Source organism: Sporomusa sp. KB1 (assembly GCF_007830295.1).
Taxonomy (GTDB): domain Bacteria; phylum Bacillota; class Negativicutes; order Sporomusales; family Sporomusaceae; genus Sporomusa.
Window position 1 is genome coordinate 4,130,921 of record NZ_VLKC01000002.1, and the last position, 26,819, is coordinate 4,157,739.

The following is a 26,819-nucleotide window of genomic DNA, read 5'->3' on the forward strand; positions in this document are numbered from 1 at the left end:
GGGGAATTGTTATGAATGCAGAATTTATGCAGGCATTTGAACAACTGGGAAGAGAAAAGGGTATTGCGCCGGAAATTCTGTTTGATGCAATTGAAGCAGCCTTGATTTCAGCGTATAAACGTAACTTTAGCTCGGCACAAAATGTAAGGGTAGCTTTGGACCGAACTACCGGAGAAATACATGTTTATGCCCGCAAGAATGTTGTTGAAGACGTTAGTGATACCCGTCTTGAACTATCTCTTACTGAAGCCAAGGTAATTGATCCACGTTACGAGCTTGAGGATGTAGTTGAACTTGAAGTTACTCCTAAGAATTTTGGGAGAATTGCGGCCCAAACAGCGAAACAAGTTGTTGTTCAACGGATTAGAGAAGCCGAACGGGGCATGATTTATGAAGAATTTTCTAATCGGGAAAGCGACATTGTAACAGGTATTGTACAACGTATTGAACAAAAGAATGTATTTATTGATTTGGGCAAGGCGGAAGCTGTTCTGGCACCGTCTGAACAAATTCCTGATGAAATATATAAACATAATGATCGACTGAAAACATACATAGTGGAAGTGAAAAAAACTACTAAGGGACCACAAATACTTGTATCCAGAACACATCCCGGACTGTTAAAGCGCTTGTTTGAGTTGGAAGTTCCAGAAATTCATGATGGTGTAGTTGAATTAAAATCAGTAGCACGTGAGCCTGGAATGAGATCTAAAATTGCAGTTTACTCTCGTGATGAAACTGTTGATCCGGTAGGGGCCTGCGTAGGTCATAAAGGTATGCGGGTACAGACTATCGTTAATGAGCTCAAAGGCGAAAAAATAGATATTGTCAAGTGGAATACTGATCCGGCAAAATATATAGCTAATGCATTAAGTCCTGCCAGGGTAATTTCAGTAGAGGTTCAGGAAGCAGAAAAGATGTCCAGGGTGGTTGTGCCTGATTATCAACTTTCATTGGCAATCGGGAAAGAAGGGCAGAATGCACGGCTGGCAGCTAAGCTTACTGGCTGGAAAATTGACATTAAGAGCGAGTCGCAAGCTGCGCAATTGCCGAATGCGCCAGTGAATTTGGCGCAGGAGGAATTGGAGTGAAACCAAAAAAAATTCCGTTCAGAATGTGTGTGGGCTGTCAGGATATGAAATCTAAAAAAGAATTGTTGAGAGTTGTTCGAACACCAGAGGGCGAGATTGTTCTGGATCCGAGCGGTAAAAAGGCCGGACGAGGTGCTTATATGTGCCGTAGTGAGCAATGTCTGACAAAAGCTTTTAAAGAAAAACGACTGGAAAAGGCGCTGAAACATCCGATTGGAGAAGAGGTTTATGCTGCGCTTAGACTTGGGATTATAGAATGAATCAGCAAAAACTAATGTCGCTTTTGGGGCTGGCTCAAAAGGCAGGCAAAATTGTTTCTGGTGATTTTGCTGTACAGGGTGCTATCAAATCAGGTAAAGCTAGATTGCTTATTATTGCTGCTGATGCTTCTGAAAGTACTAAAAAAGAGTATCAGCATTTGGCAGCAGCAAAAAATATTACTGTTTTCTGTGTTTTATCGAAAGAACAGTTAGGTGGTGCTATCGGCAAAGCATTACGGGCTGCTGTGGTGATAACTGATGAAGGTTTTGTCAAGCCAATTACTTTGAATTTGCAAGAGTAATTGTTCCTATGGGAGAGAAAGAAAATGGGGGTGGATCAATGTCCAAATATAGAGTATATGAATTAGCCAAAGAACATAATACAACCAGCAAGGTTATCATAGATATTTTAGGACGGCATAGCATTGTTGCTAAAAATCACATGAGTAGTGTGGATGATGATGCCAAAGTTGCTATTGAACGGACTTTTGCCAGAAAGACTGGAACAAATGAACCAACACAGGCGGCGCAGCCTGTTCAATCTGAAAAGAACGAACCAAGGAATGTGCTGCAATCGGTAAAGGAAGCCCAAACTGCAAACCTGCAGCCAAATCGTCCTCAGTCTAACCATAATCAACCACAAACCGGTAACCGTCCGGGTTCTAACCATAATCAACCACAAGCAGGCAACCGTCCGGGCTCTAACCGTAATCAACCACAAGCAGGTAACCGTCCGGGCACTAACAATAATCAGCAGCCACAAGCAGGTAATCGTTCGGGCTCTAACAATAGTCAGCAATCAACTAACCGTCCGGGTTATAATAACCATCAGCAGCCACAAGCAGGTAACCGTCCGGGTTATAGCAATAATCAACAGCAATCAACTAACCGTCCGGGCTATAACCATCAGCAACCACAAACCGGTAACCGTCCGGGTTATAACAATCAACAACAACAGTCAACTAACCGTCCGGGCTTTAACAATCAACAACAATCTAATAATCGTTCGGGCTATAATAATCAGCAGCAGCCAGCAACGAATCGTCCAGGCTTTAATAATCAACAGCAATCTAATAATCGTTCGCAAACTGCAGGGCAAACCTCGAATACCCAACAACGTTCGGGGGCTGGCCAGCAAGGACAACAGACGGCTAACAATAATCGTCGTCCCTTTACTAATAACTCTCGCAATAGCGGTGGCCCAGGACATGGAAATAGGAATCAGCGTTCTAATCAACACAGACACCAGCCCGGGAAAAATCAGGCTCCTCATGTAAAAGTTGAGATGCCAAAACCGAAAAGTATTCGGATTGGCGAATCAATTGCAGTTAAAGATCTTGCAGGTAAAATGGGCCGCGAAGTCAGCGAAATTATCAAAAAGCTGATGATGCTGGGAACCATGGTGAATATTAATCAAGAAGTTGATTTTGATACTGCCTGTATTTTAGGCGGAGAATTCGGGGTTGAGGTAGAAGCAATTCCGCCTGAGGAAGATCCAACAGAGATTCCCGAAATCGAAGATGAGGAAAAGGACTTGGTTTACCGGCCGCCAGTTGTTACTGTTATGGGTCATGTTGACCATGGTAAAACTTCACTCTTAGATTCTATCCGTCAAACACATGTCACAACGCAAGAAGCTGGCGGGATTACACAGCATATTGGCGCTTATCAGGTGATGTGCAAAGGGAAGAAAATCGTCTTTCTAGATACCCCAGGGCATGAAGCTTTTACAGCCATGCGTGCGCGTGGTGCACAAGCTACCGATATTGCCATTTTAGTAGTTGCAGCTGATGATGGTGTTATGCCTCAGACTATAGAGGCTATTAATCATGCTAAATCAGCGAAAGTACCAATTATTGTAGCTATCAATAAAATGGACCGCCCAGGGGCGAATCCTGACAGAGTTAAGCAACAGTTGGCAGAACACCAATTAATACCTGAAGATTGGGGCGGCGAGACCATTATGGTACCGGTGTCTGCTCACCAAAAGACAGGTATTAGTGACTTACTTGAAATGATTTTACTAGTCGCTGAAATGCTTGACCTTAAAGCAAACCCCAACCGTCTTGCCTATGGCATAATTATTGAGGCTAAACTTGATAAAGGACGCGGTCCAGTATCAACAGTGCTTGTACAAAAAGGAACACTACGGGTCGGTGATACAATTATCGCCGGAACAGCTTATGGTAAAGTTCGAGCCATGACTAATGACCGAGGCGAGAAGATAAAGAAAGCTGAGCCTTCTACGCCGGTAGAAGTACTTGGGTTAGCAGATGTCCCAGCAGCAGGAGATATTTTAGTAGCTGTGGATGAGCGGACAGCTAGAGTTGTGGCTGAAAAACGTGTGGCCAAAAAACGTACTGACGAGATTAAACAATCGCAGAAAGTTTCGCTTGAAGATTTATTTAATCAAATTCAGGAAGGCAGTATAAAAGATCTCAATATAGTCGTTAAAGCAGATGTTCAAGGCTCTGTTGAAGCACTGCGGCAATCGTTGTTAAATATCAAAAACAAGGAAGTCAGGGTAAACATTGTTCATGCCGGTGTCGGAGCTATTAATGAATCTGATGTTATGCTGGCAGCTGCTTCCAACGCACTTATTATTGGCTTTAACGTTCGACCTGCTGGGAATGCCCGTAAGGCTGCTGATAGTGAAAAAATTGATATCAGGCTTTATCGCGTTATTTATGATGCCATTAATGATGTAGAAGCTGCTATTACCGGAATGCTGGCACCCGAGTTTAAGGAAGTTATACTAGGACGGGTAGAGGTACGGCAAGTTATTTCTATTCCTAAAGCAGTAGTTGCAGGTTCGTATGTACTTGAAGGGAAAATAACAAGTACTGCACAAGTTCGACTGATTAGAGATGGTATTGTTATTCATGAAGGAAAGCTTGAATCACTCCGCCGCTTTAAAGATGATGTTAAAGAAGTTGCACAAGGATATGAGTGCGGTATAACCATTGAAAAGTTTCGGGATGTTAAAGAAGGCGACACGATTGAAGCTTTTACCATGGAAGAGGTCGCGCCTAAGGCTTAAGCGTAAACGGTATGTCAAGATGGTGGAGGAATTACGATGGGACAACTGCGGGTAGAAAAAGTGCAGGAATTCATTAAACAAGAAATCAGTAAAATCATTCTGTCTGAGCTTAAAGATCCACGCATTGGTTTTGTAACAGTAACCAGAGTGGAAGCTACTGGTGACTTGCGAAGTGCTAAAGTATATGTCAGCTTAATGGGAAATGATGATCAAAAGACAGAGACTTGGGCCGGATTGACTAAAGCCTTAGGGTATATGCGGGCGGAAATTGGCAAACGAATTAGAATGAGATGTACTCCCGAACTATCTTTGCATCTTGATGAAACCTTAGAGTATAGTGCACGTATTCAGGAATTGATTTTAAAAATCAAGCAGGAAGAAGGCAACTAGTAACAATATGGAAGTGTCTATTAAACACAGCGCTAAGCTGTTAAGTCAGGCTAATCATATCGTGCTTACTGCCCATATCCATCCTGATGGCGATGCACTAGGGTCAATGCTGGCACTTTATGCCTATTTATCAGCCCAAGGGAAAAATGTCAAAATGCTACTTGATGATGAAGTTCCTCGTGCTTTTCGATTTCTTGCTGATTGGAAAAAAATCGAACAGCCCCAAAGTGTAATGACTGAGATCGATTTGTTGGTAGTGCTTGATTCCAGCGACTTAGAACGGATTGGTAAAGTAAAGGATGTTGTTACAGCGCCTATCCTGAATATTGACCACCATATATCTAATCTTAAGTTTGCGGAGTATTGGTATATAGACAGTCAAGTAGCGGCAACAGGAGAATTGATTTTTAAACTGCTAAAAGAAATGAATGCAGCTATTACTAGCGGTATGGCTACCGCTTTGTTTTTGGCAATAGCTACTGACTGCGGTTTTTTTCGCTATGCCAATACTTCAGCAGAAACGCTAAAACTTGCTTCAGAACTAGTAGCTTTGGGTGCAAAGCCGCATACTATTTCTGAATATCTGGATGCTAAGCCACTGGCTGTGATTAAGGCATTGCCTAAAGTGCTTGAAACACTCGAAATTATCGAAGGTGGTCAAAATGGGCAAATTGCAACCTTGACATTGAGTCAAGAAATATTGGCTGATTTCAAAGATGATACAGAAGGATTTATTAACTATCCCCGCAATATTGAAGGCATTGAAATTGCCATTATGTTTAAAGAAGCCGATACTCACAGTATTAGGGTTAGCTTACGTTCAAAAATGGTAGATGTAAGTCAGCTTGCACTTGCCTTTGGCGGCGGTGGTCATGCCCGGGCGGCTGGCTGTACGGTGACAGAAACTCTTGGCAGAGCTAAAACTTTGATTATAGACGCGGCTAAACAACTGTTAGTTACAGGATTAGGAGTCGATGATGCAGAGCGGGATAATTAATGTACTTAAACCGCCGGGCATGACATCACATGATGTTGTGTCGTATATCCGGCGGCTATATAGCATAAAACGTGTTGGGCATGCGGGTACATTGGATCCTGCAGCAGCAGGCGTATTACCCGTGTTTATTGGCAATGCAACCAGGCTTGTTGAATACCTGGCTGACGCAGATAAAAGTTATCGGGCTGAGCTTACCTTTGGCTTTGAAACAGATACTGGTGATGATACCGGAAAAATTATAAATAGTCGTCCATATATTCGGCCCAAGTTGAATGAGATTGAGGCTGCACTTGCTTCTTTTGTCGGCGAAAATGAGCAAATTCCGCCGATGTATTCTGCTATAAAAATTGGTGGTAAAAAGTTGTATGAACTGGCCAGGCAAGGTCAGGTTGTTGAGCGAAAACCGCGTAAAATTAGTATCGATACGATCTCACTTATAACTGAATGCGAAACAGGTATTGTATTTGATGTAACCTGTTCTAAAGGAACTTATATCAGGGTTTTGTGTTCTGATATCGGCTCCCGGTTAAATTGTTTAGCAGTAATGAGTTTTCTAGTCAGGACAAGAGTAGGAAATTTTCATTTAGAGCATGCTTTGACTCTTGAAGAAATTGCCGCTAATAAAGAGCAAGCTATTCAAGCTGCGGATAGTGTTTTGGCTCATCTGCCAGCGATCATGTTGTCAGAACAAGAAGCCCAGGCTATAAAAAATGGGCGTAGTATCTGCTGCAATCAAAGCGGTTCTGATTTAATAAAAATGTATGATAGGGAAAGCGCATTCATTGGTATTGGTCGAGAAACATGTCAACTGGACGGGCATGTAACACTAACTCCCGTGAAAATATTAAGTCCGGGCCTGTAACGGTCCGGATTCTTACATAGACGGGTAATGAGGAGAAACAGAAAGAGAATGAAAGTCTTTAACCAGATAGAGAACGTGAAGCACCATCCACCTGTCTATATGGCTTTAGGTACTTTTGATGGTATCCATATTGGACATCAGGCAATTATTATGCGTACACTGCAACTGGCAAAAAATAAAAACTGCAGCAGTGCGGTCTTTACTTTTAGTAATCATCCGCTTGACGTGATTGATGCTGACCGCTGTCCGCCACTTATTGTAACTAATCAGGAAAAGGTAAATTTAATTGCCGAGTTGGGTGTGGACATGTTATTTAATGTTCCCTTTACTACCGAATTCTTGCAGTTAACTCCTGAAAAATTTATTGAGAAAATAGTTACTAACATTAATCTTCGGCATATAATTGTTGGTGCCAACTTCACTTATGGATATCGGGGGGCTGGAACGCCAGCGCTTTTAACAGCTGCTGGCGCTAAACACGGTTTTACTGTCGATGTAGTCAATATGGTGGATAGGGAAGGGGTTATTGTAAGCAGTACTGTCATTAGGCAACTAGTTACAGAGGGTGCGGTTAAGCAGGCAGCAAACTTACTTGGCCGGCCAATAACTATATCCGGGAAAATCAGTACAGGCGACCAACGCGGGCGAAAGCTCGGTTTTCCTACAGCAAATTTGGCGATTATGCAGGGGCTTTTGGTTCCGAGTGACGGGGTTTATGCTGTTTACGTATATGACGAAGCCGGTACTAAGCATAATGGTGTTGCCAATGTTGGCAATAATCCTACTTTTACTCGTCAAACCCACCGTATTGAGGTACATATATTGGACTTTGACCGCGTTATTTATGGGCAGCAGCTAAAGATTCAATTTATCGATAGAATTCGGGGTGAGATTGCTTTTACTAACGTTAGGCAACTCAAAGAGCAAATGCAGGCAGATATTGAATTTTCTCGTAAACATTACTTTTAATCGTTCTGTGGTTTACATGCTTTAATTTTTATGGTAAAATATCTTTTAGTGAGTAAATCACATTAGTAACCGTAGCGAGGATAATCGAGTCTCCGGCGATGTCTTGGCTAATGGGGATAGACAAGAAAAAGGAGGTGAACCACGTGTTGACACCTGAAAACAAACAAAAGCTCATTGAAACATATCGTGTACACTTAAATGATACTGGATCTCCTGAAGTTCAGATTGCTATTCTTACTGAACGTATTAATTATCTAACTGAACATTTGAGAGAACATAAAAAAGACCATCACTCCCGTCGCGGCCTGCTAAAAATGGTTGGTCAGCGCAGAGGTCTCTTGAATTATCTGCGTGAAAGCGATATTGAGCGCTATCGTTCAATTTTAGAAAAACTTAACTTGCGGAAATAAGTAAAAAGCGGATTTTCCGCTTTTTATTTTTTTCTTAGGTTAAAGAAAATAAAAGAGGGAATAATAAGAAAAATGTCGAACAGTTAATCTTTGCTAAAAGAAAAGGGGCTTATACAGAGGAGGAAAATAAAATATGGAAAAATTCCAGATGGAACTAGGTGGCCGGACCTTGATCATTGAATCAGGGAAAATGGCTAAACAAGCCAGCGGTGCGGTATTGGTGCGTTATGGCGATACTGCAGTGTTGGTCGCAGCAACCCAATCAGCTGAACCGAGACCAGGTATTGACTTTTTCCCGTTAACAGTTGATTATGAGGAACGCTTATATTCGGTAGGTAAAATTCCTGGTGGTTTTATAAAGCGGGAAGGGCGTCCAAGTGAAGCATCTATTTTAGCTAGCCGTTTAATTGATCGCCCGATTCGACCACTGTTTGCCGATGGATTGCGTAATGATGTTCACGTAGTAGCTACAGTAATGTCAGTGGATCAAAATAACCCGCCTGATATTGCAGCTATGATTGGTGCCTCTTGCGCTTTAAGTATTTCTGACATTGTTTTTAACGGGCCTATTGGCGGCGTTCGCGTCGGGTTGATTGATAATCAATTTATTTTGAATCCTACGATAGAGCAGCAAGAAAAAAGTGATCTTAACTTAGCTGTAGCAGGCACAAAAGATGCTATCTTGATGGTTGAAGCAGGAGCAAATGAATTATCTGAAGATACCATGCTTGAAGCTATTTTATTTGGACATGCCGCAATTAAAGAGATAGTGGCTTTTCAAGAAACTATTATTGCTAAAATTGGCAAGCCTAAAAAGGAAAAACCGATTTATGAGGTGCCAACCGAAATTGACGTGGCTATGCGTGAGTACATAACCGAACAGTTAAAAGCTGCTGTAGCTAATGCGGACAAACTTGTACGTGAGGAAAATATCAAACAGATTAAAATTGAAGCTACCGAGCATTTCTTGTCAATTTACCCTGAGAACGGAAAAGATATTAATAATATGTTCCAAAAGATTCTCAAAGAGATTGTGCGGAAAATGATTACTGTAGATAAAATTCGTCCTGATGGCCGTCAGATTGACGAAGTACGCCCTATTACCTGTGAAGTAGGTTTGTTGGCACGTACTCATGGTTCTGGACTGTTTACACGTGGTCAAACACAAGTGTTTACTATCACTACTTTAGGAGCTATTGGCGACGAACAGATTCTTGATGGTCTTGGAGTTGAGGAATCCAAACGCTATATGCATCATTATAATTTTCCGTCATTTAGTGTTGGTGAGACTAGACCTTCACGTGGACCTGGACGCCGTGAAATCGGTCATGGTGCATTAGCTGAGCGGGCACTAGTACCTGTTATCCCTTCCGAGATGGAGTTCCCGTATACCCTTCGTTTAGTATCAGAGGTACTAGAGTCCAATGGCTCTACTTCTATGGGCAGTGTATGCGGTAGTACCTTATCCCTAATGGATGCAGGTGTCCCAATTAAAGCACCGGTATCTGGTGTTGCTATGGGCTTAGTTAAAGATGGCAGCAATTACACAATCTTAACTGATATTCAAGGCATGGAAGACGCGCTTGGAGATATGGATTTTAAAGTGGCTGGTACTACTAAAGGTGTAACTGCCATGCAGATGGATATGAAAATATCGGGGATTACGGAAGCAATTTTTAAAGATGCGTTAGCACAAGCGAAACGTGGCCGGATGCATATACTAGGCAAAATGCTTGAGGCAATCAAAGAACCCAGAAAAGAACTTTCCCCGTTTGCACCACGCATTATTACTATGGAAATTGATCCGGATAAAATCCGGGATGTTATTGGACCAGGCGGCAAGACAATTAAGAAAATTATTGAAGAGACAGGCGTTAGCATTGATATTGAAGATGATGGTAAGGTTTTCATCGCAGCTGTTGATGTTGAGGCTGGCCAGAAGGCAGTGAGCATCATTGAAGCCTTAATACGCAGTGTGGAAGTTGGTGCCACATATACTGGCAAAGTCACTCGATTAATGAATTTTGGCGCATTTGTCGAAATTATTCCTGGTAAGGAAGGTCTTGTGCATATCTCGCAACTCGCACTTGAACGTATTGCCAAAGTGGAAGATGTCGTTAAAGTAGGCGATGAAATTATGGTCAAAGTGACCGAAATTGACCGCCAGGGACGTATTAATTTGTCTCGTAAAGAATTGTTGAAGGCCGAACAAAAGGAAAATCAGCCTGAAAACGCTGGAAAATAGCAGGTAATCAGCTGGGACTTGGCAATAAGCCAAGTCTTTTTATTTTGGCTCATAAAATACAGGCAATAGTAATACATTGTATTACTACGCAAGAGTAGTGAGCAGGAGTTGATTATATGCAGTGTAAAGTGGTAACTGTAGGAAAAGTGCGTGCTTGGTATGTATATTTTACTATTGGCGTTTTTTTGGTAGTGGCTATGCTGGCAGGCAGTCTCCAACCACTGGTAAGCACTACGCAGCTAGCTGCTGCAGTGCCGCCGGTATTTCAAGGTAATCCATCCCAGCCACAGATTGCATTGGCTTGCAATGTATTTTGGGGAGAGGAATATCTCCCAGACATGTTGAAAACACTTGATGAAAATAATATTCATATTACTTTTTTTATTGGTGGCAGCTGGGCCAACAAATACCCGGAAGTACTTAAAGATATGGCTAATAGAGGCCACGAACTTGGAAACCATACCTATAGTCATCCGCATCCTAATAACTTAAGTAAAGAAAAGAATAAAGAACAGATAGTAAAAACAGAGGAGCTTGTGAACAGCGTTACAGGGATAAAAACAAATTTATATGCACCTCCCTATGGTGAATACAACAATACAGTACTGCTAGCTGCACAAGAACTCGACTATACTACTATTATGTGGAGTATTGATACGATTGACTGGAAGCGCCCGCCCCCTGAAGTTATCACCGAGCGGGTGCTAAAAAAACTTCATAATGGTGCTATTATTCTGATGCATCCGACAGCACCAACCGCTAAGGCTCTTCCAGGGTTAATTGCTGAAATAAAGAAACGTGGATATACTATAACGACAGTATCTGATATACTAAAATAGAATAAATAGGCAGGCGAAAGCCTGCTTTTTTTATTGCTTAATTCCGTCATTTATGATAGTATTATGTTTACATAATTAAAAAACATTTTATTATGTTTAGCCAAGGACTAAATTACCTGAAGCCTTTCACTTTTCTCAAAGGCTTCAGGTAAGCCATGCTTTTTGGAATGGAGGTTGCCGTATGAATAAATACAAGAATTTACTATCATGGGTAGTAATAATGGTTTTTATGATGACCATTATGCTGCCTGTTACCCCTGCATATGCCGCCTTTTCAATAGCTGATTTACTAGGGAAAGCTACTGCGGCTAATGACGACTCTAGTGCATCGACTGGCATGAGTACTGGTAAAGGTATGCTAGATATTTTTCTTGGCCTATTACTAGGCAAATTTTTGGGCAATGCCTTTAACAGTTCTGCCAATGTAGGAACGAACAATAACTCTGCCAGTGGATCAACCAGTTCATCACCGAAAGAATTTGTGGGTTTTTACGCCGAATGGTGGGGAGAAGATACTTCTTCTTATAACTCCATGGTAAAAAATACTGATGTAATTAAAACAATTGCCCCATTCTGGGCTACAATGCAGGCTGATGGCACAGTGATTGACCGCGGCGGCAATGACCATGCTGCAGTGGTTAAAACTGCTCAGCAGAAGGATATGACAGTATTGCTGCTGGTTAATAATGCCAAGCAAGATAACAACACTACAGCGCCAGTTCATACCGTACTGGCAAATCCGGCACTTAGGACGAAAGCAATTGACAATTTTGAGGCCTATATCAAGAAGTATAACCTTGATGGTATCAATGTTGACTTTGAAATGGTGCCTGCTGAGGATCGTGATAGCCTGACAGCATTTATGCGGGAGCTTTCTGCCCGCCTCAAACCACAAGGCTTGCTTGTGACAATTGATGTTTTTCCAAAACAAGATGAAAATAACGATGTGGCAGCTGCCTATGATTATGCAGAACTAGCTAGCTATGCTGACAAGATTATGATTATGGCTTATGACAATCACGGCATGTGGAGTGGGCCAGGCCCGATTGCGGATATTGGTTGGGTAGAGAACAGCCTAAAATATGCGCTCAAGTTTATCCCTAAGAATAAACTATACCTTGGTATTGCGGCCTATGGGTATGATTGGTCAGCCCAAGGAACACAGTCGTTAGAATATAAGGCGATAATGGATTTATCCCAGCGTTATGGACAAGCAGTACAATGGGATGATGCAGCGAAATCTCCGTATTTTAGTTACACTGCCGCTGACGGTATTGCACACACAGTTTGGTTTGAAAGCAGCGAAAGTATAAAACATAAACTGGCGCTTATTACCAAATATGATATTGCCGGTGCAGCTATGTGGAAGCTTGGCGAAGAAGATCCCGGAGTTTGGCCAATCCTGCGGGATAAGTTTCATAAGTAATTTCAATATATATTCCGCAATAAAGAAGTTTGAGGCACAAGCGGGTGGTGTATTAACTTCCGCTTTTGCCAACACACCACCCGCCTGGAAAGAGCTTCACCACGCTGAATAAAACTCAACACAGGAGGTTTAATGGTGTATAGTAAAAAAATATTGATAGTAACCATGCTTTTGGTCTTGGTATTTAATATAGTAGGACCAGTACAAGTAAGTCATGCTGCCGCTTTGGACAGTGTTATTAATACTCTGGCAGTTTCGACTGTTTCATCCACCGATAGTGGGGCTGGCGGGTCAGACGTATTTAGCAAGCTATTTAGTTTATTATTTGATAAAATACTCGGGCCAATATTGAATATTTTTAGTGGTGGCAAAGCAGCAACTACCTTACCCGAAAATCCAGTAAAAGTGACACCGCTTCCTGCTGATGAAGGGACTACAGGTATTGTAGACAGCGGTATATTACGCGGTAAAGTTATTGTTGTTGATCCTGGTCATGGTGGTAGCAATCCAGGTGCTGTAGCTAATAGCACCAGAGAAACAGATAACAACTTAGCAGTTAGTCTCAAATTGAGGGATAAGCTGACTAAAGCTGGAGCAAAAGTAATTATGACCAGGGAAAATGACCGCACTGTTGCACCTGAAGGTAGTTCGTTAGGTCAGGAGTTGGCAGCACGCGTGGATATTGCTGAAGCGAATAATGCAGATATTTTTGTCAGTGTCCACTCGAACTCCAATCCCGACTCTTCCTTATATGGAACGATGACTTTTTATCCTAGTGGCAAATCGTCGAAATTGGCACTTGAGGTTCAAAACAGTATCATTAAAGAAACCGGTGCTGTAGATAAAGGAACTTCCTCAGCTACTTTCTATGTGCTGCGCAATACATCCATGCCGAGCATTTTGGTCGAAATGGGTTTTGTGAGCAATGAGAGCGAGGCCCGTAAGTTGCAGGAAGATAATTACCGCAATAAAATAGCTCAGGGTATTTTTAATGGTGTAGTAAAATACTTTAACAACTAGTAGTATTAGTTTGTTTTTGAACAGAGATAAACGCAGTGCGAATATCTCTGTTTTTTTCTTTAGCAAATTTAGGTATAATAAGATTTATACTATCTTGGGAAGTTATTCTTTTGAAGTGGTTACCAATAAGAACAATTTGTAGTAAACTAGGAAGGCGTTATTTTTGCTGTAACGAAAAGGAGATTTATGTATAAAAAATCAGTATTGCCAAATGGAATTCGCGTCGTATCTGAAACGATTCCTTATGTGAAATCAGTTAGTATGGGCGTGTGGCTTGCAACAGGATCAAGATTTGAAGAAGAATATAATCATGGAGTTTCTCATTTCATTGAGCACTTGATGTTTAAAGGAACCGCTCGGCGTTCGGCCAAGGATATTGCTGAGATAGTTGATGCTGTTGGTGGACAATTGAATGCATTTACTGCTAAAGAGTGTACTTGTTACTATTTGAAGGTTTTGGATTCTCATGCTGACTTAGCGATGGATATTCTAAGCGATATGCTGCTGTCATCAAAATTTGCCGAAGAAGATATAGAACGTGAGCGCCAGGTAGTAATGGAAGAAGTGCATATGTATGAAGATTCGCCAGATGAATTGGTGCATGACATTCATCTTGATGCTGTGTGGCCGGTTCATCCACTTGGGCGAAATATCTTGGGTACGACTGATTCAATTGAACGATTTAATCGAGATTCAATATTGAAATATTACCAGGATTTTTACACACCTGATAACATGGTAATTGCTGCTGCTGGTAATATGACTCATGAAGAATTAGTAGCATTAGCGACCCGTTATTTTAATGACTTTAAAGGACAAAAAAGAAAATTAGCGGTAACTCCTCCGAACTTTGAGTCAGCCAGATCAATTATCAGCAAAGATTCCGAGCAAGTGCATATCTGCTTAGGAACATTGAGTGTGCCTCAGGAGGACCCCAAAATTTATCCAGTCTATATTTTTAATAATCTTTTAGGTGGCGGAATAAGCTCTAAATTATTCCAAACCATCCGCGAAGAACGTGGCCTGGCCTATTCCATTTATTCTTATCAAAATAGCTACAAGGATGCCGGCTTGCTTACAATTTATGCAGGTACTCGTCCTGCAAACGTAAATCAGGTTTTGGACCTTATACTAGAAAACTTACGGGAATTTAGAAGTAAAGGTATAAGTGAGCAAGAAATGATTAAGTCCAAAGAGCAAATAAAGGGGAGTTTGCTGCTTGGCTTAGAGAGTTCAAGCAGCAGGATGTCCCGTATTGGAAAAATGGAAGTGACTTTAGGCAAATTTGTTTCTTTAGATGAAGTTGTAAACAAGATAGATCAGGTGACGCTAACTGATGTGAACCAGATGATAGAGCAAATGCTTGTTGCTGAAAAGCTATGCTTTACTGCGCTAGGCCCTATTAACTCATTAACTATTAATACTAATTTTAGTTTTTAAGGAGGAAGGTTATGGCAAGAGGTTTTGAGGTAATTAGTCAATATCGAGAGCAGGATATAAAATTACCTATTCGCAAGACTACGTTAAGTGCCGGATATGATCTTACAATTGCCCAGGATGTTACTTTGTTTCCCGGAAAGGTTGCGTTAGTTCCGACAGGCATTAAAGCTTATATGGAGGAAGACGAATATCTAGGCATTCATATTCGTTCTGGTTTGGCTATTAAGCACAGTTTGAGTTTAATTAATGGGCAAGGGATTATTGATGCTGACTATTATAATAATAGGGAGAATGAAGGACATATTTTAATTGCCGTGTTTAACCATGGGTCAGAACCGGTGACAATTACCAAAGGAACCAGACTGGCACAGGCGATTTTTTATAAGTATCTAAAAGCAGATAACGACTGTGCTGATACTGTTCGTTCAGGCGGCTTTGGGAGTACAGGACAGTAACGAATAGGATTTTTCTTTCATAACTTATTCTTATTAACCATATACATAGGTAGAAGCCGGTTAAAGGGAGGGCTGCCATGTATACCTGGGCGACATTAGTGTTAATTATCTTGGTAGTTATGGGGTCTGTTTGGCTACGTGTTTGCCGCTTGCGCATATCTTTGGGCAATACGCCCCATATTGAGCCAAAAGCATCGCCCTTTGCCAATGCTGTACAAGATTTAGTTGCCACTGCTGGCGGCGTATATCTTTCTTTGGTAATGATTGTTTCATTTTTAAAGCTGGACCTGCCTGAACGGATAACTATCAGTATAATTACTTTCGATCCGCTGGCTATGACGGCGATTGCCGTGGCGGTTATTCAACCAGTTGTTAGTAAATTATTTGATAGCAAGTAGGTGAAAGTATGCGGATAAGTGAAATGACTGGAAAAGAAGTTATTAATTTGGGAGACGGTGCGCGTTTAGGTATCGTTGGCGAGTGTGAACTTACTTTTGACAGTTACTCCGGTGTTATTGGCGGATTAATACTCCCCAAACGAAAAACAGTATTTAATTTTTTAGGTGACAATCAGATAGTAATAATACCATGGGAGGCAATCAAACGCATTGGGGATGAAGTTGTTATTGTTGATTTAAATAATGCTTATGAGCGCATGTATTCTAGCTGAGTCTGGGATAATAAAAGACTTGTTAACCTTTCCAGCTAGAATAAAAAATGCGATACTTGTCAAACCTAACATTAAACCGTATATCAGACTAATGTTAGGAGGCTTATTGATGTCAATAACAAACGATTCTATTATGCAAGGAAACACTGGCAGTCAGCCAACAACTCAAATCTCAGGCCAGACAGAAAATGCTTTGGTAAATAGCTATACAAGCACCCAATCGCAAACTGCAAATGCTCAGACACCGGTTGCGAGCTCGGCGGCACAGACTCAGCCGTCTGCAATGCAATCAGGCACCACAGGAGTTAAGAGCGTAATTGGTGTATTTAATTCTCATGATAAGGCTGAGCAGGCGGTAAATGCGCTTAGAGCGCAAGGGTTCACAACAGAAGAAATCAATATTGTTTCCAAGAACAAAAAGCAGCAAGGCCGGGAAACTGAATATGTTGAGGATGATATTACCGATGGTGCCCTAACAGGCGGAACTTTAGGCGGTATTGGCGGTTTGCTTTTGGGGGCAGGTGCTTTAGCTATTCCTGGTGTAGGACCTGTATTAGCCGCAGGGCCGATAGCAGCTGCCTTGAGCGGGGCGGTAGCAGGCGGTATTACGGGTGGCCTTATTGATTGGGGTATTCCGGCTGAAGCAGGCAGGCGCTATGAACAACATGTAGTACAAGGCGGGATTCTGACAATAATCCGCTCTGATGCCGCTAAAGCGAATCAAGCAGCTCAAATCCTGCGTCAAAACGGAGCAAAAGATGTTGAAACTCATGCATTAACCTAAAACATGTGTTTTTACCAAAAGTATTTGGATAATTAAATAAACAGCTTTCAATATTTATTTGACAATGCAGGAACATTTGGTATAAAATGTGTATAAAATGAATAAGCAACATCCTGTAAAGGATGAAGTAGAGGTGCGGGAGTCAAGAGTACTTTCAGTGAGAGTGGAATCGATGAGCTGAAAGAAAAGGGGTAACCGCCGAAGTAAGAAAGAACGCCAAATCTTCTTACTGGTCTTACATCAAATAGATCTAAGACTGTCACCAGTACTTGGTGGAGTGCTATCTCATCTGGTCAGGGACGATATATACGCATATATTTTCCTAAGGTCAGAAAATGCTGTTTTAGCAGCTGGTGAGAAAGGTACTCACCAGCTGCTTTTTTATTTTTTATCCAGATGAAAAGTTTACTTTTCCTGGATTGAACAAGGCTTCTTTTCTTATTAAACAGGAGGTGGATAGTGCTTGATTAGAGTGATGGTATGTGGTGCCTATGGCAAAATGGGGCGGGAAGTGTTGCGAGCCGTTCACAAGGATCCACAGTTAAGCATAGTAGGAGCAGTAGATATAAATTCCGATTTTGCTGATGTAGGCGATATTATCGGCGCCGGTAAAACAGGGGTAACGGTTGGCAATGATTTACTTACTGTTATCAATGAAACGAAACCACAAGTTATGGTTGATTTTACCAATCCGCAATCAGTTTTAAATAACATTAAGCTTGCAATTAAAAATGGCGTCTGTCCGGTTGTCGGTACAACCGGCTTAACGGAACCTGATATTGAGGATATTCGTGAACTATGTGCCGCTTCTAAAGTTAATGCAATTATTTCACCTAATTTTTCCATCGGCGCTATTCTTATGATGAAGCTTGCACAAGAGGCAGCCAAGTATTTGCCACATGTTGAAATTATTGAGATGCATCATGACCAAAAACTTGATGCTCCGTCTGGCACAGCTCTCAGAACTGCCGAATTAATTGCCGGTGTACGGGGCACAATGCAGCAAGGCCATCCCGATGAGAAAGAAAAATTACCTGGTGCGCGTGGCGGCGAGGACGCAGGTATTCGATTACATAGTGTTCGACTACCTGGCTATGTAGCTCATCAGGAAGTAATTTTTGGTGGCTTGGGACAAACGCTGACAATTCGCCATGACTCGATATCCAGAGAATCTTTTATGCCGGGAGTAGTACTGGCTTGTAAAAAAGTGCTAACCGTTGATGGACTTATTTTTGGTCTTGAGCATATAATGGGCTAGAGCGTGCAAAGAATGCAGATATTGCAAGAACTATGAGTTGTAATTATCGAATGGGGGAAAACTTAAATGAAAAAGTATAATGTAGCAATTTTAGGGGCAACTGGAGCAGTTGGCCAAGAATTTTTAAAACTTATTGAAGAGCGCAATTTTCCATTTAACGAATTGAAGTTGTTAGCATCTGAACGCTCAGCAGGTAAAACTATTGCATTTATGGGTAAAGACTACATCGTTGAGGAGGCAACACCAGATTCATTTAATGGTGTGCAGATTGCCTTATTTGCAGGCGGCTCAATTAGTAAAACATTAGCTCCCGAGGCCGCCAAACGGGGAGCGGTTGTTATTGATAACTCAAGTGCTTTCCGTATGGATCCGGAGGTACCTTTGGTCGTGCCGGAAGTTAACCCTGAAGCCATAAAAAATCATAAAGGGATTATTGCTAACCCTAATTGTTCAACAATTATTATGGTTATGGCATTAAAGCCTGTGCATGATGCAGCTAAGATCAAGCGCATAGTTGTTTCTACTTATCAAGCTGTTTCGGGTGCTGGTAAAGAAGGCATTGATGAACTGACTGACCAGGTTAAATCAGTTGTAGAAAATCGTCCTGTAGAAGCGAATATTTTACCAAGTGCCAGTTTGCCCAAGCATTATCAAATAGCGTTTAATCTTTTACCACAGATAGATGTATTTGTTGAAGATGATTACACTAAAGAAGAAATGAAAATGGTAAATGAGACCCATAAAATATTCAATGACTATAACATCGGGATAACTGCGACGACAGTTAGGGTACCAGTATATCGCAGTCATTCTGAATCAATCAACATCGAGCTGAACGGTCCGCTGTCTTCGGAAGAAGCAAAACAGGTACTCTCTAAATTTCCGGGTGTAATTGTACAAGATAACCCGGCTGAAATGCTGTATCCTATGCCGTTATATACTTCGGACAGTAATGAAGTGTTCGTCGGTCGTATCCGGGCCGATAAAACTGTACCTTATGGATTGAACATGTGGGTAGTAGGCGATCAAATTAGAAAAGGTGCAGCGCTTAATGCTCTGCAAATAGCTGAGTATATGATTGAGCATAATTTAATTTGAGGTGTACAAAATGCGAATAATTGTCCAGAAGTTCGGGGGCACATCTGTTGCGTCACCCGAAGTGCGGGAACTTGCACTGCGCAAAATTGAAAAGGCGCGGGATCAAGGCTTTAATCCGGTAGTTGTAGTATCGGCTATGGGACGCAAAGGGGCTCCTTACGCTACTGATACACTAATTGATATCGCGCGGTCAGCCTATAAGAATATTGCTGATCGCGAGCTTGATCAGATTATGTGTTGTGGCGAAATAATCTCAGCCGTGATTATGGCCGGTACGCTGCAGGCCGCTGGTATGGACGCAGTTATGTTGACAGGAGGAATGGCGGGTATTATTACTGATGAACATTTTACTGATGCCCGTATTTTAAAGTGTGATCCAACAAAGATAATCAATCTGTTAAAACAGGGAAAGGTACCTGTTGTGTGTGGCTTTCAGGGTATGACGGGCGAAAACGAATTTACCACCTTGGGACGAGGCGGCAGTGATACCAGTGCATCAGCCCTGGGGGCGGCCCTGAATGCTGATATTATTGAAATATATACAGATGTTGACGGAATCATGACAGCTGATCCAAGAATTGTTGAGAATGCAAAAATCCTTGATTGCATAAGTTATGGGGAAGTATGTCAATTGGCTCATCAAGGTGCCAAGGTTATACATCCCCGCGCAGTTGAAATTGCCATGCAAAAAAATATTCCCCTTGTAGTAAAATCAACATTTTCTGAAGCTCCCGGAACACTTATTACTAATATTGCCAAAGAAGACACCGGTGGTTCAGCAGTAATAGACCGTGTCGCAACAGGCGTAACCTATTTGACCAATATTGTTCAGGTTAAAGTTCATCTAGACAATACTATGGAAACTGATGCAAGTTTTAAGGTATTTAAAACTATGGCTGATAATGGTATTAGCGTTGATTTAATTAATATTCATCCAGGCGAGATCATGTTTACTATTAACGCTGACCATGCCGAAAAAGCATCGATGAAGCTCAAACGTCTAAATTATGAATTTGAAATAGTAGAAAATTGTGCGAAGGTATCCGTTGTTGGTGGCGGAATGCGAGAGGTACCAGGTGTGATGGCAAGCTTTATTGAAGCTCTGTCTCGTAATAAAATTGCTATTCTCCAGACAGTAGACTCTCATACGTCTATTTCAGTGCTTGTGCTGCAAAGTGATGTTGGTGCTGCTGTTAAATCGCTTCATGAGAAATTTGGTTTATCAAATTAATAAGGGGCGAATGTAATGAAGAATTTCGGGCGAGTCTTAACTGCAATGGTAACCCCGTTTAATGCTGATTATAGTGTAAACTATAGTGAAGTGGCCAATTTGGCGAATTATCTTGTGAATAACGGATCTGATGGACTGGTTGTTGCTGGCAGCACTGGTGAAGCAGCTACATTAACTCGCGATGAAAAGCTTACATTGTTCAAAATAGTAATGGAGACTGTAGGTGATAAGGCTACGGTCATTGCTGGCACTGGATCAAATGATACGAGAGCTTCTATTGCCTTGACTGAAGAGGCGGAAAAGATTGGTGTGCATGGCGCAATGCTCGTTGGTCCCTATTATAATAAGCCGCCGCAAGAAGGGTACTACCAGCATTTTAAAGCCATTGCTGAATCAACAAGTCTGCCACTTATCGTATATAATGTTCCCGGGCGAACAGCTTCTAATATTTTACCGGCAACGATAGCCCGTTTGGCTGAGATTGATAATATTGTTGCAATTAAAGAAGCAAGTGGCAACTTAGAGCAAGTTTCTGAAATTATCCGTACAACTCCCAATGATTTTTTGGTATATAGTGGGGATGACGGGCTGACTTTACCGATACTATCTCTGGGTGGCTGTGGGGTAATTAGTGTGGCTGCTCATGTTGTAGGTAAACGCATGCAGGAGATGATAACCGCCTTTTTGGCTGGTGATATGAATAAAGCGCAGGCATTACATCTTGAACTTATGCCGTTCTTTAAAGTTATTTTTGTTACTACCAACCCAATACCGATCAAAAAAGCAGTAAATATCCTGGGGATAAATGCTGGACCGGTAAGATTGCCATTGATTCCTCCTACTGTCAGTGAAGAGGAACAACTAAAAAAAGTAATGCAATCAATAGGTGCTATATAACGAAAGTTTCGACCGGTAGCGGATGCTACCGGTTTTCTTTACATGTCTAGACAATATTTGCATATAATATTGCTGGTGAGCAGCACCACTTGTTGTCAGAGATTATTAAATAGGTTATAATTATTGACAAGTGGGCAGGACGGCCGGTTTTTTTTCAGTGGCTTAATGAACGGGCGGTTACAACTTGATTTATATCGAAATTTTAAATTCTGGAGGTGTATGTTTTTTTGGCACGACAACCAAACAAAGTACAGATAATTCCCCTGGGCGGGATGGGGGAAATTGGTAAAAACATGACTGTTATCCGATACGGTGATGAGATAATAGTTATTGATTCCGGTTTGATGTTTCCCGAAGATGACATGTTGGGCATTGATCTGGTTATTCCTGATATCTCCTATCTGTTGGATAACCGTGATCTAGTGAAAGCGATTGTGCTGACACATGGGCATGAAGACCATATTGGGGCTTTGCCCTATGTGCTAAAACAACTTGATGTGCCTGTATATGGAACTCGATTGACACTTGGAATTTTGGAAGGGCGTCTAAAAGAAAATAATGTTGCTGCCAATAATTTGCATGCTGTTAAATCAGGTGATCAGATTCAACTTGGCAATTTCAAGATAGGATTTATTCGGGTAAGTCATAGTATCGCTGACGCGGTAGCGTTATCGATAAAGACCCCAGCGGGGGTGATCGTTCATACTGGTGATTTTAAACTTGATCAAACTCCAGTAGATGGCAAGGTGACCGATTTTCATAAATTTGCTGAGTTAGGTGATCAGGGGGTGCTAGTGCTTTTAGCCGACAGTACCAATGCAGAGCGTCCTGGTTATACGCAGAGTGAAAAATCGGTTGGTGTAACTTTTGATGAAACTTTCCGTACTGCGCGGGAACGGATTATTATTGCTTCGTTTTCTTCCAATATTCATCGAATTCAACAGGCCATTGATACGGCTTGCAAGTATCGGCGCAAGGTGGCTATACTTGGCCGTAGCATGGTCAATGTTGTTACTATTGCACTGGAACTAGGATATTTGAATGTGCCGGAAGGTGTGATTATTGATGTTGATGAAATTAATAATTATCCTGCAGCAGGAATTGTTATTTTAACAACCGGCAGCCAAGGTGAACCGATGTCGGCACTAACCAAAATGGCTATGTCAGATCATAAAAAGGTCGAGATTGTTCCCGGAGATACAGTAATTATTTCGGCTACGCCAATACCTGGCAACGAGAAGTTAGTTTCACGCACGATAGATTTTCTTTTCCGGCAAGGGGCCGAAGTTGTGTATGAGTCAACCTCCGGTATTCATGTTTCCGGGCATGCTAGTCAAGAAGAACTTAAATTAATGCACAACCTTATACGCCCTAAATTCTTTATTCCCGTGCATGGAGAATATCGGCATTTAATCAAACATTCCCAATTAGCACAAGCATTAGGGATGCCTAAGGAAAACATTTTTATTGCTGAAAATGGACAATCACTAGAATTTACTGCCGAAAAGGGTACAATTAATGGCAAGGTTACATCTGGCAATGTCTTAGTAGATGGTCTCGGCGTTGGTGATGTCGGCAACATCGTACTGCGGGACCGCCGTCAGCTTTCGCAAGATGGAATATTAATTGTTGTTGTAACCATGGATAAACAGCGTGGTCAAGTAGCTGCCGGGCCAGATATTGTTTCCCGCGGCTTCGTATATGTGCGCGAATCTGAGCAACTAATGGATGATGCCAGGGAACGAGTACGGCAGGCTCTGGACAAGTGTGAGCTTAATGGTGTTACCGAATGGGCGACAATTAAATCAAATGTTCGTGATACGTTGGGAAAATACTTATATGAACGTACGCGACGCCGGCCAATGATACTGCCGATTATTATGGAAGTGTAATAAGAAAAGCCTTGAGCCTGCCTGCTGCAAGATAGTTTGGTAAGCTAGGGCTTTTTTATTAATTTATATCTGTATGAAATCACCGCCAGTGCCAATACTATGTATGATAAAGAAAGCACAAGTCGATGTTGCTCTTATCGGTTCGTAACAGAGAGTTAACCTTTCTGTTAAGTAAAAAAGACTAGCTAATTAGCTGGAGGGATATTCATATGATAGTGAATGATAATCCGGTAGTTGCACCTCCCGGTACTAATCCTGAAGAGCCGCAAATACAGCCGTCTCCGACTGAGGCTCCTAAAAAAAGCAAACAAGCCCAAAAAGTAGGCCCAACGGAAACTATCCAGGAATTGGGCGCTACTGAAGTGCCAACAGCGAAAAGCAATATACATGTTATGACGATAATTGGCCAAATCGAAGGCCACATGGTTTTGCCGCCAAACTCCAAAACGACCAAATATGAACATATAATGCCGCAACTGGTAGCTATTGAGCAAAGCTCTGAAGTTGAAGGACTTATGTTGTTATTAAATACGGTTGGTGGTGACGTGGAAGCTGGTTTGGCAATTGCTGAAATGATTGCCAGCATGTCAAAGCCATCTGTTTCCATTGTCCTGGGAGGCGGGCATAGTATTGGCGTACCGGTGGCTGTATCAGCTACTCATTCATTTATTGTCGAAAGTGCTACGATGACAATCCACCCAATACGTCTGACTGGGCTTGTAATAGGTGCGCAGAGTTCTTTCGATTATCTTGAAAAAATGCAGGATCGTGTTAATAACTTTATTACTTCACACTCTAATATATCGGAGAAAAAATTAAAAGAGTTATTATTTAAGACAGGTGAGTTATCGCGGGATATTGGTACTTCCTTAGCAGGCAGAGACGCAGTTCACTATGGTCTTATTGACGAAATTGGCGGTATTGCCCAAGCCATGGCTACCTTGCAGGAAATGATTCATGCGAAGAAAGAAACTAAGGGGCTGAAGCAGTAATGGTACTGTGGACAGTTATGCCAATGGAAATACTACTTTCCCAGGAATACCAGCCGCATTATGAAGAAATCGAATACGCAGGAACCAAAATGATGGTTGAGAAAACCGCTGATAATGAATGTCGAGTAGTTCGGATACTGTCAACTGACCCCCAGGATTATCTGCGAAACGATATTCAGCCAGGTGCGGTTTTGTCTTATGCACCGATATAAAAACCGAATAATCCTGTTCAGGTTACTGACATATTAATTAGGTGCCTAGGTCATTTGGTTATTTTGCTATGATGCAAGAAAGTGAATTGCCACCAGAACGGTTATTACGTGAAACCCTGCCGGTGAAGCGCTCTCATTCAAAAGAGAGTGCTTTTCTTGTTGTAAAGAAAACCAGAAAAGTAGTAATATGCCACGCGAACCTTGCCGCTGATAGCGGTTATTTTATTGTGGTGAGATGATTGCGGAAAAATTATAAAGAATTAAAAAAAACATATAATAAAATATATAAAATAACACTTTATTAGAATTTTTAACAGATTTTATTGACGAAAATCTTGATAAATGCTAATTTTAATATAAAAAAATATATAAAAACAAGGAGGGATAAAGTTGCATCCGATCTTAAAGGCATATATTCCAGTAGCAAACATGCTTACACAGACATTTGGAAAAAGTTGCGAAGTAGTAATCCATGATTTGACACAGCCAGAAAGTTCAGTGGTATATGTGGCCAATGGTACTGTAACCGGACGGAAAGAAGGGCAGTCCTTCGATCATCTCATCCGTCAGGTTTTACTCAACAAAAAGTTTAAAGATGATTGTACTGTGAACTATGTTTTTGAAACGGAAGACGGCAAGAAACTCAAATCGTCTTCTGCGTTGCTTCGCAACCCCGAAGGAGAAGTGGTGGGAATGCTCTGCATCAATTATGACTTAACCATCCCATATTTAATCCGAGAAGAGCTAGCTGGTTTTCTGCCTGACTCTTTTTCCACGATATCCTCTCCGGAAGACGAAGTGCCGGATCAAGACGTACTGACTATTGTTAACGAATTGATTGACAACATCATCGCCAATACCGATCTTGTTAACCTAAAAAGAAAAGATAATCTGGAAATCATACGCTTTATGGATGAAAAGGGAATATTTTTAGTCAAAGGTGCGCTTGACAAAGTGGCTATCAGCATGGGCTTGTCAAAAGTAACTATTTACAGTTACTTAGACGAAGTGCGAGGGAAAAAATAACAGTGGGATAGTGTCAACAAAGTTTATACAGAATTTTTCGGCGAACATAAACCAGCACGAATCGTGGTATCTGTGGGCAAGCTTCATTTTGGATGTCTTGTAGAAATTGAAGCAATTTTGGAGGTTGATGAAAAATGAAATATATTTGTTCGAAATGTGGAACCTCAGTTGAAGTGACAACACGAAACGCGAAGTGTGATTGTGGCGGTCTTTGGAAACTCAATTATCAGCCGCCGAAGTTTGATCTAGCATTAGTTGACCGGGATACTTGGAACATTTTCCGCTATCGGGCTTTCATGCCCCTGGAAGGGGAGCAGTGGCGTGAAATCAGCTTAGGTGAAGGCATGACGCCTATCATTCAATTTGATGAAGATGTTTTGCTTAAAATGGATTATTTCATGCCGACTTTGTCTTTTAAGGATAGAGGCGCAGCCATATTGATTGCTCACTGCAAAGCGATTGGAGTGGATTTTGTCGTCCAAGATAGCAGCGGTAATGCCGGAAACAGCGTGGCGGCTTACTGTGCAAGGGCTGGTATTGATTGTGAGATTTTTGTTCCGGAAGGAACATCGCCGAAGAAGATCGCTATGATCAAATCCCACAATGCACGAGTCAATATTGTCCCCGGCACGAGAGATAACTGTGCAAATGTCTGCAGAGCAAAAGTAGGTGACGAGGGAAAGTATTACGCAAATCATGTATATAATCCGTTCTTCTATGAAGGCACGAAAACTTATGTTTACGAAGTTTATGAGCAGCTGACCAGAATTCCTGCCAATATCTTTGTCCCGCTTGGTAACGGCACGCTATTCATCGGCATTGTAAAGGCGCTGGAAGAATTCCTTGAAAGTGCTGTTATTGAGAAAATGCCGCATATCGTGGCAGTTCAAAGCGAGTACTGCGATCCTTTCGTGAAAGCAGTGCTGACCGGAGAAAAACATCCAGCTACGGTAACGCCTGCACCGACAATGGCAGAGGGAATTGCAATCGGCGTACCTATGCGCGGTGATGAAATTTTGGAATATACCTACAAGTACAATATCGAAATGATTACGGCTCCGGAAAATCGAATTATGGAGGCCAGAATGGCGCTTGCTGCAAAGGGTATTTACTGTGAACATACAACCGCAGCTACTTATGCAGCCTATTTAAAATATTGTGAACTGAACGGCAAGACATCGGACTGCTTGATTCCGATGTGTGGAGCGGGCCTTAAATCTGATTAAATTCAGTGGTTTTCTCGCTTTACTGCCCTTACTTTGACAATTTTCCCTTATTGGCAAGCGGGGCGGCTAGCTACGATTAGTCTAGGATT

At 41.7% G+C, this 26,819-nt stretch carries 28 protein-coding genes, 1 pseudogene and 1 riboswitch; all 29 genes and pseudogenes read left to right on the forward strand.

Translation table 11 applies throughout. From position 1 onward, the window contains the following. The first annotated feature begins 11 nt into the window (after positions 1-11). The 29 genes and pseudogenes from nusA (at position 12) to SALPA_RS23160 (ending at position 26,730) form a co-directional block, all read left to right on the forward strand. The gene (gene nusA, locus SALPA_RS23025; protein WP_145099529.1) at positions 12-1,091 is read left to right on the forward strand and encodes a transcription termination factor NusA; all 1,080 of its coding nucleotides are present in this window, start codon (positions 12-14) and stop codon (positions 1,089-1,091) included. Further along, the gene (gene rnpM / locus SALPA_RS23030) at positions 1,088-1,351 is read left to right on the forward strand and encodes an RNase P modulator RnpM (RefSeq protein ID WP_255451313.1); all 264 of its coding nucleotides are present in this window, start codon (positions 1,088-1,090) and stop codon (positions 1,349-1,351) included. Before nusA ends, rnpM begins: the two co-directional genes overlap by 4 nt. Next, a complete protein-coding gene (locus SALPA_RS23035; protein ID WP_145099532.1) occupies positions 1,348-1,653 on the forward strand; it encodes a ribosomal L7Ae/L30e/S12e/Gadd45 family protein in 306 nt (101 codons plus the stop codon). Before rnpM ends, SALPA_RS23035 begins: the two co-directional genes overlap by 4 nt. Positions 1,654-1,691: 38 nt before the next feature. Next, complete coding sequence (gene infB, locus SALPA_RS23040; RefSeq protein ID WP_145099535.1) at positions 1,692-4,391, forward strand: translation initiation factor IF-2; 2,700 nt, start codon at positions 1,692-1,694, stop codon at positions 4,389-4,391. A gap of 36 nt (positions 4,392-4,427) precedes the next feature. Continuing rightward, a complete protein-coding gene (gene rbfA, locus SALPA_RS23045) occupies positions 4,428-4,781 on the forward strand; it encodes a 30S ribosome-binding factor RbfA (protein ID WP_145099538.1) in 354 nt (117 codons plus the stop codon). 7 nt (positions 4,782-4,788) lie between these two features. Beyond that, complete coding sequence (locus tag SALPA_RS23050; protein ID WP_145099542.1) at positions 4,789-5,778, forward strand: bifunctional oligoribonuclease/PAP phosphatase NrnA; 990 nt, start codon at positions 4,789-4,791, stop codon at positions 5,776-5,778. After that, the gene (gene truB, locus SALPA_RS23055) at positions 5,759-6,640 is read left to right on the forward strand and encodes a tRNA pseudouridine(55) synthase TruB (RefSeq protein WP_145102202.1); all 882 of its coding nucleotides are present in this window, start codon (positions 5,759-5,761) and stop codon (positions 6,638-6,640) included. Before SALPA_RS23050 ends, truB begins: the two co-directional genes overlap by 20 nt. A 48-nt stretch (positions 6,641-6,688) precedes the next feature. Then, a complete protein-coding gene (locus tag SALPA_RS23060) occupies positions 6,689-7,609 on the forward strand; it encodes a bifunctional riboflavin kinase/FAD synthetase (RefSeq protein ID WP_186451198.1) in 921 nt (306 codons plus the stop codon). Between the two features lie 143 nt (positions 7,610-7,752). After that, entirely contained in the window at positions 7,753-8,019 is a 267-nt protein-coding gene (rpsO, locus tag SALPA_RS23065) for a 30S ribosomal protein S15 (RefSeq protein WP_021167634.1), read from the forward strand. Between the two features lie 133 nt (positions 8,020-8,152). Further along, a complete protein-coding gene (locus SALPA_RS23070) occupies positions 8,153-10,264 on the forward strand; it encodes a polyribonucleotide nucleotidyltransferase (protein ID WP_145099547.1) in 2,112 nt (703 codons plus the stop codon). Between the two features lie 116 nt (positions 10,265-10,380). Continuing rightward, positions 10,381-11,103, forward strand: a complete 723-nt coding sequence (locus SALPA_RS23075; RefSeq protein WP_145099550.1) for a polysaccharide deacetylase family protein — start codon at positions 10,381-10,383, stop codon at positions 11,101-11,103. A 181-nt stretch (positions 11,104-11,284) separates the two neighbouring features. After that, complete coding sequence (locus SALPA_RS23080) at positions 11,285-12,529, forward strand: glycosyl hydrolase family 18 protein (protein WP_145099553.1); 1,245 nt, start codon at positions 11,285-11,287, stop codon at positions 12,527-12,529. 132 nt (positions 12,530-12,661) lie between these two features. Next, complete coding sequence (locus tag SALPA_RS23085; RefSeq protein WP_255451314.1) at positions 12,662-13,549, forward strand: N-acetylmuramoyl-L-alanine amidase; 888 nt, start codon at positions 12,662-12,664, stop codon at positions 13,547-13,549. A 186-nt stretch (positions 13,550-13,735) separates the two neighbouring features. Continuing rightward, positions 13,736-14,989: a pitrilysin family protein gene (locus SALPA_RS23090; RefSeq protein WP_145099556.1), complete on the forward strand. Its 1,254-nt coding sequence runs from the start codon at positions 13,736-13,738 to the stop codon at positions 14,987-14,989. Between the two features lie 11 nt (positions 14,990-15,000). Continuing rightward, positions 15,001-15,444 (forward strand): dUTP diphosphatase, encoded by a 444-nt coding sequence (gene dut, locus SALPA_RS23095; protein ID WP_145099559.1) that lies wholly within the window; start codon positions 15,001-15,003, stop codon positions 15,442-15,444. A gap of 77 nt (positions 15,445-15,521) precedes the next feature. Beyond that, positions 15,522-15,842: a hypothetical protein gene (locus SALPA_RS23100; protein WP_145099562.1), complete on the forward strand. Its 321-nt coding sequence runs from the start codon at positions 15,522-15,524 to the stop codon at positions 15,840-15,842. 8 nt (positions 15,843-15,850) lie between these two features. Further along, positions 15,851-16,114 (forward strand): YlmC/YmxH family sporulation protein, encoded by a 264-nt coding sequence (locus SALPA_RS23105; RefSeq protein WP_094607554.1) that lies wholly within the window; start codon positions 15,851-15,853, stop codon positions 16,112-16,114. A 109-nt stretch (positions 16,115-16,223) separates the two neighbouring features. Continuing rightward, positions 16,224-16,898, forward strand: coding sequence for a general stress protein (locus SALPA_RS23110; protein ID WP_255451315.1), 675 nt, complete (start codon positions 16,224-16,226; stop codon positions 16,896-16,898). A 120-nt stretch (positions 16,899-17,018) separates the two neighbouring features. Then, positions 17,019-17,189: riboswitch (Lysine riboswitch) on the forward strand. A 172-nt stretch (positions 17,190-17,361) separates the two neighbouring features. Beyond that, complete coding sequence (gene dapB, locus SALPA_RS23115) at positions 17,362-18,156, forward strand: 4-hydroxy-tetrahydrodipicolinate reductase (protein WP_145099565.1); 795 nt, start codon at positions 17,362-17,364, stop codon at positions 18,154-18,156. 66 nt (positions 18,157-18,222) lie between these two features. Further along, positions 18,223-19,254, forward strand: a complete 1,032-nt coding sequence (locus SALPA_RS23120; protein WP_145099568.1) for an aspartate-semialdehyde dehydrogenase — start codon at positions 18,223-18,225, stop codon at positions 19,252-19,254. Positions 19,255-19,264: 10 nt separating this feature from the next. Next, positions 19,265-20,485, forward strand: coding sequence for an aspartate kinase (gene dapG / locus SALPA_RS23125; RefSeq protein WP_145099571.1), 1,221 nt, complete (start codon positions 19,265-19,267; stop codon positions 20,483-20,485). Positions 20,486-20,500: 15 nt separating this feature from the next. Beyond that, a complete protein-coding gene (dapA, locus tag SALPA_RS23130; protein ID WP_145099573.1) occupies positions 20,501-21,382 on the forward strand; it encodes a 4-hydroxy-tetrahydrodipicolinate synthase in 882 nt (293 codons plus the stop codon). A gap of 272 nt (positions 21,383-21,654) precedes the next feature. Beyond that, entirely contained in the window at positions 21,655-23,274 is a 1,620-nt protein-coding gene (locus tag SALPA_RS23135) for a ribonuclease J (RefSeq protein WP_255451446.1), read from the forward strand. A gap of 209 nt (positions 23,275-23,483) precedes the next feature. Then, complete coding sequence (locus SALPA_RS23140) at positions 23,484-24,266, forward strand: ClpP family protease (protein WP_145099579.1); 783 nt, start codon at positions 23,484-23,486, stop codon at positions 24,264-24,266. Then, positions 24,266-24,478 (forward strand): YlzJ-like family protein, encoded by a 213-nt coding sequence (locus SALPA_RS23145; RefSeq protein ID WP_145099583.1) that lies wholly within the window; start codon positions 24,266-24,268, stop codon positions 24,476-24,478. Before SALPA_RS23140 ends, SALPA_RS23145 begins: the two co-directional genes overlap by 1 nt. 68 nt (positions 24,479-24,546) lie before the next feature. Continuing rightward, positions 24,547-24,717: a hypothetical protein gene (locus SALPA_RS29265; RefSeq protein ID WP_186451199.1), complete on the forward strand. Its 171-nt coding sequence runs from the start codon at positions 24,547-24,549 to the stop codon at positions 24,715-24,717. A gap of 151 nt (positions 24,718-24,868) precedes the next feature. Further along, on the forward strand, positions 24,869-25,504 hold the full coding sequence (locus tag SALPA_RS23150; RefSeq protein ID WP_145099586.1) for a transcriptional regulator: 636 nt from the start codon (positions 24,869-24,871) through the stop codon (positions 25,502-25,504). A 15-nt stretch (positions 25,505-25,519) separates the two neighbouring features. Beyond that, positions 25,520-25,642 (forward strand): annotated as a pseudogene (locus tag SALPA_RS23155) (RidA family protein); the annotation flags it as partial. Then, on the forward strand, positions 25,639-26,730 hold the full coding sequence (locus SALPA_RS23160) for a threonine synthase (RefSeq protein WP_145099589.1): 1,092 nt from the start codon (positions 25,639-25,641) through the stop codon (positions 26,728-26,730). The pseudogene SALPA_RS23155 and the gene SALPA_RS23160, both read left to right, overlap by 4 nt. Positions 26,731-26,819: the final 89 nt, after the last annotated feature.